The organism is Vibrio sp. Y42_MX_L11, assembly GCF_024181785.1.
In the GTDB taxonomy this organism is placed as follows: Bacteria; Pseudomonadota; Gammaproteobacteria; order Enterobacterales; family Vibrionaceae; genus Vibrio; species Vibrio diabolicus.
The window spans coordinates 124,030-133,769 of the sequence record NZ_JAMZAP010000016.1 but is presented as its reverse complement, the minus strand read 5'-3'; the positions used below and the strand labels follow the sequence as shown (position 1 = coordinate 133,769).

Genomic DNA, 9,740 nt, shown 5'->3' with positions numbered 1-9,740 from the left:
GTTAAATAACAGTAATAGATCAAAACTGGGGATCGCGGTCAAGAGGTCTGTCGCACTAACATTTGTAAACGATCACTGGATCACATTGTTTTAATTCTGAAATTGGCTGCGGAATGACGGTATAAAGAGTAAAGATAAGAACCTTATTCATATAGAAAACACCAGTAATCACTATGTCAGATTAGTCAACCTAGCAGTGACCAGGCCAAACCAATCGCCTTTTATCGTTTCGAAAGGGTTAGCAGGGTATATATTACCTGAGCAATATAAAACGTGGCCTATTTCTTACTCCAATATGAAAAATATAAAAGTAAAGGCGGATATTGAAGGTAAGCGTTACGTTATTCCACTCGAACAAAATGAATAAGATTTTATATCTATCTTGTTTATTTACCAGTATGACGCCTGGCGTGGGTTGGTGCGACAACGTAGTGACCCATTTATCGCAGTTACCTAGTCCTGAAAACTTTTCTTATGAGAACTTTGAAAATATTCATTTGTCGTTAGAACTAGTAATTAATCAACGACCGACTGGTTTAATCGCGGATGTTGAACGTAAAGGCGAGCGTTACTTCGTGTATAGAGACGATTTACTGTCTGCTGGCGTGGTCGCGGATGTATTACCTGGGACGCAAGAGAAGTTAGACATAACATCAATATCGGGTGTAGAGGTCGATTATTTGCAATCGTCACTGCAATTATCAATCACAGTGCCTCCGAATTGGTTGCCGATGCAACGCTTTTCTGCGCAGAACAGGAGGCGTTTTTCCCCCGCTAAATTCGGAACTGGTGGGTTATTTAATTACAGTATGTTTGGTGTTTATGATCACGAAAGTAGTCAAAAAGAAGTATCTATTAACCACGAATTGAGAGCCTTTTCTGAATTCGGCGTACTTTCTACGACGGGAATATTTAAATCTAACCTTCATCGAGACGTTCAAGCGCAACAAAGTAATAAATATACACGCTTCGACACGAGGTACGAATATGTTGATCAAAGTCGTCGATTGCGCTTTGAAGTAGGGGATTACATTGTGAGGCCCCTTGCGTGGAGTCAACCAGTTCGAATGGCTGGTATTCAACTCTCACATGACTTCTCTATGCGTCCAGATGTGGTTACCGCACCTTTACCTGCATTTTATGGCGAAGTAACTGCTCCCACGACGTTAGATTTATTTGTAAACGGATTAAAAACCGATTCAATGTTTGTGGGGCCGGGACCGTTTGTTATCAATGATATTCCAATGGTATCGGGAGCTGGTGAAGCGACAGTGATTGCAACGGATGCTCAGGGAAGGCGGACTGCAATGACCAGTCCATTTTTCCTTTCAGCTAACTTGCTGAAGGCTAACTATACCTCTTACAACGCTAGTTTTGGTGCTTTACGCCGAAACTATGGCAACGCTTCAAATGACTATGGCGATGGTGCTGTTGTCGCAGCTGCGAGGCACGGAATGACAAACTGGCTAACGTTGGAGGCACAAACCGAAGCGAAAGATGACTTAATTGTTGCGGGAGTCGGTTTTGTTACCAACCTATTCAATATGGGAACGATTGATGGGGCGGTAAGGTTTAGCAATTATGAGCAGAGAGCGAGTTCCTATTCAGTTGGTTATAGTTATCAATCTCGAATGTTTAGCTTTTCCGCTCGTACCCAAGTTGAGAGCGAGAGATTTTACACGCTTTCCCAAGCACCAGAGAACTTGAGAAGTGACAACACTAACGAGCGAGAGAATTTGTCTCGGCATGTCTCTCAGATAAATGTTGGCGCCCGGCTGAATGAGTGGGGTTCGTTATCAGGGGGATACTTTGATGTTCAGCAAACCGACTCTCGATCGAGAATACTTAATGTAACTTACAGCCGCTCGCTTCCGTTCGATATCAACATGTCATTATCGTTTAATCGAAACATCGGTGGGGAGGCAGTTACGTTAGCACAATTCTCATTACCTTTGAGCGCTTTCTCTGGTAGCGCGGGATTAACCATGAAGCGTGAAAGCGATGGTCATCTTAGTGGCCGTGCTAGTGTTAGTCGACTTGCGCCGATTCGAGGTGGTTTGGGAATCAACTTAGCGCATGATATTAATGAAAAGCCTGACAATAGAAAGCAGGCCGATGTTACTTACCGAGCCTCTTGGGCGGAGTTCCGAGCGGGCTTAAACGGGACGAGTGGTAATTACGATTATTTTGCCGAAATGTCGGGTTCGGTTGCGTCACTCGATGGTGAAATATTCCCTGCAAATAATGTGTATGATAGTTTCGCTGTTGTCAGTACTAGCGGTTTTGAAGGTGTGCCCGTCAAATATGAGAATCAAGTCGTTGGATTGACTGATGATGACGGTTACTTACTTGTACCGTGGGCAATGGCATATTACACCGCAAAATATGAAATTGATCCGCTTAGATTACCTGCCAATGCTTTTTTCCCAACAACAGAACAATACGCGTCGATACATTCTGGGTATGGCTATTTGCTCGAGTTCCCAGTAGCTTTGCAAGTTGCGTTAAGTATGGAGGTTGTTGATGAAAATGACGCCTACTTGCCGTTAGGAACTTATGGTCAATCAGATACTGGAGTGGTTGGGCAAATTGGTTGGGATGGAGTAACGTATTTTGAGGGGCGTAATGTAGGTGAGTACATTATCTTTTACCCCGAAGGCTTTCCACCATGTAAAGTATTTATAACGGGACTCTATCAAACACGGAGCGAGAAGATACAGACATTAGGTAAACAAGTCTGCACGAAAGAGCAAAAAGCAGAGGTACAATTATGAGTCGGTATTCTCGTTATCTTTGGTTTTTTCTTCTTTTTATATCGTCCGGTAACATGGCTTGTGAGCTCACTGCGCCGACGCCTTTGATTCAATTTGGAAGCGTTTCCTCGTTTACCGTTTCAACTATTCAGCAACAGAGCTCAGCCCAGCCTCACGCAGGGATAACGTGTGACTTTTCTACACTTGTTTCTTTGTTGAGTGGCGATTATGTGTCTGCAACGTTTAACAGCGCTAACGATGGGCGGTTGCTTAATGCGGCGGATATCAGTTCGGAACTTAGCTATCAGATTTTTGGAGACCCAAGCCTTTCGCAAGAGTACATTTTTGGCCAAACTTACAATTTTTTTGAAATTGGGCTGCTCGATTTACTAGGTTTATTTGGCACTCAAGCTGAATTTCCGCTTTATGCCCGGACAGGAGCTGGTAGTAATCTCTCAGCAGGGACTTATCGAGACCAAATTACGGTGTCTTGGATTTGGAATTATTGCTCAGGAATTGGAGTTGGAGGCGTATGTCTTGGGCGAGAAACAGGCAATGCACAAAGCTTGATTACGGTAGAGTTGGAAGTCACTCCCGATTGTATGATCACGGCACCAGATATTAATTTTGGTTCATCACCATTGGTGGCAGGTTTTGACCCTGTCAGTCAGGTTATATCATTAACCTGTACCAAGAACAGTGCTTTTACCATTGGTTTAAACGACGGTGTGAATGCCTCCGGAGGCCAACGACGCATGGCATCTGGCGGTAACTATTTGGAGTATGAAATCTATAAATCCTCATCGACGGAGCGGTGGGGGGGGACTGGTTCTGAACGTCGTGAACAGAGCGATGTGGATACGGGTGACACCATTCCCGATGGCATCACTCCGCAGAACTTCAATTATCGCGCAGAGATAATAACAAGCCAAACCACCCCACCAGCTGGCACTTATACCGACTCGATAATCGTTGATGTTCAATTTTGAGCATCATATCAATTGCATAACTAGAGGCATCTATTCCAAAAAACTTTTGTAATCATAGTTTTCACTCTATTCCCGCTTAATTCTGTGCGATTAGTATGGTTTTGTTTTCACAACATTTAACTTGAAGGAATAAGGAAAACTATGAAGAAGTCACTGGCAGCACTAGGTTTGGCGTTGGTATTTACAGGAACAGCTAACGCAGCAAGCTGGGGTTACGAGGGGAGTCACGGGCCTGAGCATTGGGGCGAGTTTGCGTCTGAATGTTCCAAAGGTCAAAACCAAAGCCCAATTAATATTGTCTCCGCAGCAGAAGCGAAGTTAGACAAATTGCAGTTCGACTACCATGGCAAAGCAATCTCATTGCTCAATAACGGCCACACCCTGCAAACCAGCCTAGAGGGTGACAACACACTGTTGATTGATGGCAATGCATTCACGTTAAAGCAGTTCCACTTCCATACTCCGTCAGAAAACCATGTGGATGGCAAAGAATACCCATTAGAAGCGCACTTTGTGCATGCTGATACAACTGGCCATTTGGCGGTTGTGGCCGTGTTTTTTCAATCCGGAAAAGCGAACCCAGATTTAGCGAAGTTACTGGCAAACATACCAAGTAAAGATCAAGGTGTAGAGATTAAATTGCCATTTGAAGCGGATGCGTTGCTTCCAAAAGACAAAGCGTATTATCGCTTTAATGGCTCACTAACGACACCACCATGCTCTGAAGGGGTACGTTGGTTAGTGATGAAAGAAGCACAAACCATTTCCCCTGAGCAGATTAAAGCGTTTACGACAGTGATGGGGAAAAACAATCGTCCTATCCAACCATTGAATGCTCGTATGGTGTTAATGCAACACTAACCAATCCAAGCAAATAAAAAATGAAAAAGCCCGCTTGAATAAAGCGGGCTTTGTTATTGGTATTGATGGAAATTAGAAGCCGTGATCTTCTTGCTCTTCAGCTTTTATCATTTGAACTGGATCGAGCTTGAGTGTTTGAGTTGGGAAGGCGATATCTGCTTCGTGTTCTTTAATGATGTTAATTACTTGAAGAAGAACATCCTGTTTAACCTCATGGTATCTCACCCAATTCACGGTTTTTGTGAAGGTATAAATGAAGAAATGCAGTGACGATGGACCGAACGTATCGAAGTTGACGATAAGCGTTTGGCGTGCATCAATATCTTTGTGATTCTTAAGCATCTCTTTCACCGCTGTAATGATTTGCGGCATTTTTTCGGCGTCGTCGTAACGAAGTCCAATTTTTTCGTAGATGCGTCGGTTTAGCATGCGAGATGGGTTTTCTACGACTATGTTGCTAAACACAGAGTTTGGCACATAAAGAGGACGCTTATCGAAAGTTCGGATGATGGTCATTCTCCAGCCAATTCGCTCTACCGTACCTTCAATTTGGCGATCTGGAGAGCGGATCCAGTCGCCAACTTTAAACGGACGATCGAAGTAGATCATAAGGCCGCCAAAGAAGTTCGACAGCAGATCTTTCGCCGCTAAACCAACGATTAAACCACCGACACCACCAAAGGTGAGCAATCCTGACAGTGACAAGCCAAACGCCTGCATCACAGTGAGAATTCCGACGGTAATAAAGAACAAGCGCGCGACTTTAGCTATCGCTTGCACTGTGGTTTCATCTCGGTTTTTTTGTTCTAGGACGTACTCTTCAACATTGGTAATGAGTCGCATAACGGTCCAGACGAAGATACTGATCACCAAAATCAGTTTCAGCGTGCTTAACCAGTTTATTTTATCGTTGAGCTCGCTCTCTAATATGATGCCGATAGAGACGGTTGCTGGCCAACACCAAATGAGTGTACTGACTGGCGCTTTTAGCGCATCAAGCAACATGTCATCCCAGTGGAAAGGGGTTTTCTCTACTAGTACTGCGAGACGAGAGCGGATCAGTCGCCAAGCTATCCAAGCAATAAAGCTGGCGAGTGTAATGAAAAGGACACTCCCACTCCAATCTTGATGAGATGTTTCAATATAGCTTTGCAAATCGGTAAACCACTGTGACATATGTAACTTCTTTCTAGTGAACCATGGAAGGAAAGGTAGCAGATATTACTCCTTCACCCCAGTGATTTCCTTTAAATCATTTACTTATGTATAAATCGCCTGAGGTAGGCTAGTTCGTGAGGTGAAAAGTGAGTGGTCGAAACTGGGTGATGAGCCGCCGTTCCATTCGTGTGCGGAGCTTCGTCATCTCCGATGTGCGTTGATATTTGAACGATCAATTATAACTTCTCTGACTTATCGCTAACATTTATCTTAAGTAAGTGTGAGAGTGTATTGGCTCTTGAATTAGCGGAGGCAGATATGGAATTTACAGAGCTGGATCGAAACGCGCTCTACGACATCTGGATGTCACAAAAAGCCAAAATGCACATCACTCAAATGGAAATGGCGAAGCGCCTTGGTTTGAGTCTACACGAGTTTTCTGGCTTGTTACGTGGTAATTCTCCACTGACGCTAGGTTTTGTAAAACAGCTATGCGAGCAGCTACATGTACGTCCTGGTCAGGTGATTCCGTCTTTGACGGAGCGTGATCTATCTGCATCTGGTACGGTTTATTTACAAAATCGTGTGACGGTGGATGGCGATATCAGTAACGTGTTTATCGACGGCAACCAAGTCGTGATCGAGTACGTTCACCAAGTTAGTTAGCTTGCTCGTCAAATTATCGGGTTGAAGAGCAATAAAAAACGAGCCAACTGTGGCTCGTTTTTTCGTTTCTGTTTTGCTCGCCTGCAAAGATTATGGGATTTTCACCAAGGAATCGCGAGAAAGGTCCGCGATAGACTTCGCGCCAGTAAGCGTCATAGCTACACGCATTTCTTTGTCGTACAGATCCAGTAGGTTTTCAACGCCTGCGCCGCCTTGTGCAGCCAATGCGTACACAAATGAACGACCAAGCAGTGTGCAGTCAGCGCCCAGCGCGAGCATACGAACCACATCAAGACCAGTACGGATACCAGAGTCCACAAAGATCTTAAGATCGCCTTTTACCGCATCTGCAATGCTTGGTAGTGCTTTAGCACTTGAAAGTACGCCATCTAACTGACGACCACCATGGTTAGATACCACAATGCCATCTGCGCCGAAACGTACCGCATCTTTCGCGTCTTCTTCGTCGAGGATGCCTTTGATGACCATAGGGCCATCCCAAAAGTCACGAATCCACTCAAGATCTTTCCAGGAGATAGACGGGTCGAAGTTTGCGCCTAACCAGCCGATGTAATCTTCTAGCTTTGTTGGTTCGCCACGATACGTTGAGATGTTACCTAAGTCGTGCGGCTTACCAAGTAGGCCCACATCCAGTGCCCAGCTTGGGTGGCGCATCGCCTGGAATACACGACGCATGGCTGCGTTAGGGCCGCTCATGCCTGAGTGCATGTCACGGTAACGCGCGCCAGGAACTGGCATATCAACGGTAAACACCAGCGTTGTTACGCCCGCAGCTTTTGCACGCTCAAGCACGTTCTTCATAAAGCCACGGTCTTTAAGCACGTAAAGCTGGAACCACATTGGACGTTCAATTGCAGGTGCGACTTCTTCAATCGGACAAACCGAAACAGTCGACATAGTAAACGGGATGCCTTTTTTCTCGGCTGCTTTTGCTGCTTGCACTTCGCCTCGGCGCGCGTACATACCAGTTAGACCAACAGGAGCTAGCGCGATTGGCATTGCCAGTTTCTCACCGAAGATCTCGGTTTTTAGGCTCAAATCTGTCATATCGCGTAGGACGCGTTGGCGAAGAGCGACATCACCCAAATCGTCAGTATTACGCTTCAGCGTGCGTTCGTCGTAAGAGCCGCCATCAATATAATGGAATAGAAACGGGGGAAGCTTGGCTTTCGCGGCAGCACGGTAGTCAGTAGAAGCTGAGATAATCATAATGGTGTCCTAGCGGTTATTCTAAGCAAAGTTGTGGAGCAATTTGCTCTTTCGTTGAGCCTTCATCGCAAAGCAGTGAAGGCATCAAAATGAGTATAGTTACCTATGGTTCACTTACTTTTGAACTGCTGATGTTGGTAACTCATTTACATAATTGATTGAAAAATTTTGTTAAATCACTCAATCAGTTATACAAATTGGAAAGGATGACACAGCTGCCGGGGGGATTGATTTAGCAAGCTAAATCAACATGTCGGGGTAGTAGTGCTGACAGCTGTGTCAGATTAGGCAGGGCTATAAACCCTGCGTTTCGCGTTACTTCATCAAGACATCCGTCATTTGGAGGCCGTAAATCAACACCAATCCAATAATGCCTGTCATTACAATGTAGTAGAACGTAGGGATAATCGTCTTACGCAATGTTGCGCCTTCACGACCAAGTAAACCTACGGTGGCTGATGCGGCAACAACGTTGTGAATCGCAATCATGTTACCTGCGGCAGCGCCAACGGCTTGAAGCGATACAACAATCACACTCGAAATAGATAGTGTTTGTGCCACTTCGAATTGGAACTGGCTGAACATCATGTTTGAAACCGTATTTGAGCCAGCGATGAACGCACCCAGCGCACCAACGGTGGCACTCAGTGCTGGGAACGCAGAACCGACAAGGTCAGAGGCAAAGTTCGCTGTTGTGACCGGCATGCTTGCTAGGTCAGCGCCGTTAATACCAGAGTTGATGAAGATACGAACCATCGGGATGGTAAATACCAAGACAAATCCCGCGCCAATCAGTGTTTTGCTTGACTCGCCAAACGCTTCACGCAATGGTTTTGCGCTGCCGCTTTGTAACATTGCGGCAAGCAGTGCGACAAACACGAGGATGCCACCTGGCAGGTACAATGGCTGAATAGCGGCACTCACACCAGTCTCACCAAGAATATTGCTGAACGACAAACTTACGCTTTGTACAAAGCCTTTCAGTTCCGGACTTACGCGGCTTGCGACGAGAATTACCGCCAGCATTACATATGGTACCCAAGCTTTTACGATGCTCATTGGCTTGCCTGGATTGTCGTTTAGATCGACTTTTAGCGAGCCCAGCCATTCAGCAGGCCATTTGTCTTCGCTTTCGAAATCCCACTTAGTCTTTGGTACTAAGAAGCCTTTTTTCGCTGCGGTAACAACAATAGAAAGACCAACCAAACCACCGATTAGTGAAGGAAATTCTGCGCCCAAGAACACACCGGTTAACGCGTATGGCACAGTGAAAGAGACGCCTGCGAATAACGCAAATGGTAGAATATCCAGACCTTCACTCCAGCTTCTGTTCTTGCCGAAGAAACGTGTTAACATCATCGCCATTAATACAGGGATCATCGTACCTACAACAGCGTGAATCACAGCAACGTGCGCGGTGATATCTTGCAGGTACATTTCCCATGTTGCGCCTTGTGCAGCCAAAGACTCACTGATGTTATGGGTGTCTAAACCTTTGTTTACACCCACGATGATTGGCGTACCCACCGCACCGAATGAAACTGGCGTTGACTGGATCATCATACCCATTAGGACAGCGGCAAGCGCGGGGAAGCCGATTGCAACCAGTAGTGGTGCAGCAATTGCTGCCGGGGTACCGAACCCTGATGCGCCTTCAATGAATGAGCCAAAACACCAAGCAATGATGATGGCTTGCACACGGCGGTCAGCTGAAATATCGGTAAATCCATTACGGATAGTGGTGATCGCTCCAGTGTGTTTTAAAGTGTTGAGCAAGAAGATGGCACCAAACACGATCCATAGAACAGAGACAGTAATGCCTAGCCCTTGGAATACAGAAGCCAGTACGCGATTGGCTGACATATCCCAAAACATTAGGGCAATAGCGACGGTTAAACCGAACGCAACAGGCATGGCTTTTTTAGCAGGCCAGTTGAGACCAACCAATAAGATGGCGGCAACAACAATTGGCGAAAATGCCACTAGGGCAAGTAGGGTTTCACTCATTTGTACATCCTTCGTACGCTGACTTCTCGAACGGTGTCAATCCGCTGTAGAGGTGACTTTTTGTTGTAATGGTTTT

Annotated in this window: 7 protein-coding genes; 4 read left to right on the top strand and 3 right to left on the bottom strand. The window is 45.6% G+C overall.

All coding sequences use genetic code 11. The features are described from left to right. The first annotated feature begins 398 nt into the window (after window positions 1-398). The 3 genes from NL643_RS16435 to NL643_RS16425 all read left to right on the top strand — a co-directional run bounded on the left by NL643_RS16435 (window position 399) and on the right by NL643_RS16425 (window position 4,603). Complete coding sequence (locus tag NL643_RS16435; RefSeq protein ID WP_253644834.1) at window positions 399-2,774, top strand: fimbria/pilus outer membrane usher protein; 2,376 nt, start codon at window positions 399-401, stop codon at window positions 2,772-2,774. Then, window positions 2,771-3,742 (top strand): spore coat U domain-containing protein, encoded by a 972-nt coding sequence (locus NL643_RS16430; RefSeq protein ID WP_170902711.1) that lies wholly within the window; start codon window positions 2,771-2,773, stop codon window positions 3,740-3,742. The genes NL643_RS16435 and NL643_RS16430 overlap by 4 nt, the downstream gene beginning before the upstream one ends. A 141-nt stretch (window positions 3,743-3,883) precedes the next feature. Further along, window positions 3,884-4,603 carry a carbonic anhydrase gene (locus tag NL643_RS16425; RefSeq protein WP_253644831.1) on the top strand — a complete coding sequence of 240 codons (720 nt, stop codon included), beginning with the start codon at window positions 3,884-3,886 and terminating at the stop codon, window positions 4,601-4,603. Window positions 4,604-4,675: 72 nt separating this feature from the next. On the opposite strand, the gene NL643_RS16420 is transcribed toward NL643_RS16425, so the two are convergent. After that, window positions 4,676-5,779 (bottom strand): mechanosensitive ion channel family protein, encoded by a 1,104-nt coding sequence (locus tag NL643_RS16420; RefSeq protein ID WP_046875767.1) that lies wholly within the window; start codon window positions 5,777-5,779, stop codon window positions 4,676-4,678. A gap of 300 nt (window positions 5,780-6,079) precedes the next feature. On the opposite strand from NL643_RS16420, the gene NL643_RS16415 reads away from it, so the two are divergent. Beyond that, window positions 6,080-6,427, top strand: a complete 348-nt coding sequence (locus tag NL643_RS16415; RefSeq protein ID WP_005375109.1) for a helix-turn-helix transcriptional regulator — start codon at window positions 6,080-6,082, stop codon at window positions 6,425-6,427. Window positions 6,428-6,517: 90 nt separating this feature from the next. Here NL643_RS16415 and lldD read toward each other — a convergent pair whose 3' ends face one another. Next, window positions 6,518-7,657, bottom strand: a complete 1,140-nt coding sequence (gene lldD, locus NL643_RS16410) for an FMN-dependent L-lactate dehydrogenase LldD (protein WP_253644830.1) — start codon at window positions 7,655-7,657, stop codon at window positions 6,518-6,520. A 315-nt stretch (window positions 7,658-7,972) separates the two neighbouring features. Next, on the bottom strand, window positions 7,973-9,664 hold the full coding sequence (locus tag NL643_RS16405) for an L-lactate permease (RefSeq protein ID WP_006741952.1): 1,692 nt from the start codon (window positions 9,662-9,664) through the stop codon (window positions 7,973-7,975). Between the last annotated feature and the right edge of the window lie 76 nt (window positions 9,665-9,740).